Raw genomic sequence first — 585 nt, forward strand, 5'->3', positions numbered from 1 at the left:
CAAAGTTATCTTTGGCGTCTGGTGCGCTTGGTAGCGGTATACCGATGGCGATGCTCACGCTGGGGCGAGGCGCATCTATGAAGTGGTATTGATGACCGATATCAGCAGATAGGCGGAAGTTGTCGCCCTGATAGTCGAGGCCGAGGGCGAACATGTCGAGGGTGCGATCCTCGTCTTCGACGGTAGTCTCGCCGGCATGCTTGGCAGCGTTAAGACGCAAGCCGAAGCGCTCCTCTTCACCGAAGCGGCGGCCCAGATCGACGGCTGCTGAACCTTGACCGCCATTTTCGGCTCCCACTGTCAGTCTCGTGAGCGGCTCATTCGGAGCACGCTTGGGTACGAGGTTGATCATGCCGCCAACACCTGAGCCTCCCGGTGCCGCACCATTAAGAAAGGCGCTGGCGCCACGGAAAACTTCGGCGCGCTCGATGAATTCGGCCGCTACGTACTGACGCGGCAGCAGGCCGTAAAGCCCGTTGTACGAAATGTCGTCGGAAAACAGCGTGAACCCGCGCACGACGTACAGCTCCTGCATGTTGCCGAAGCCACGCGCCACGCGCACCGAAGGATCGTTCTGCACGATGT

1 protein-coding gene is annotated in these 585 nt (G+C 60.0%); it reads right to left on the reverse strand.

Going from position 1 to position 585, the window contains the following annotated elements; all coding sequences use genetic code 11:
* The coding region (locus tag CXQ94_RS23920; protein WP_181034373.1) for a TonB-dependent receptor plug domain-containing protein at positions 1-585 on the reverse strand (585 nt) is incomplete at both ends.

This window comes from Arthrobacter sp. GMC3, from assembly GCF_002929305.1.
In the GTDB taxonomy this organism is placed as follows: Bacteria; Actinomycetota; Actinomycetes; order Actinomycetales; family Micrococcaceae; genus Specibacter.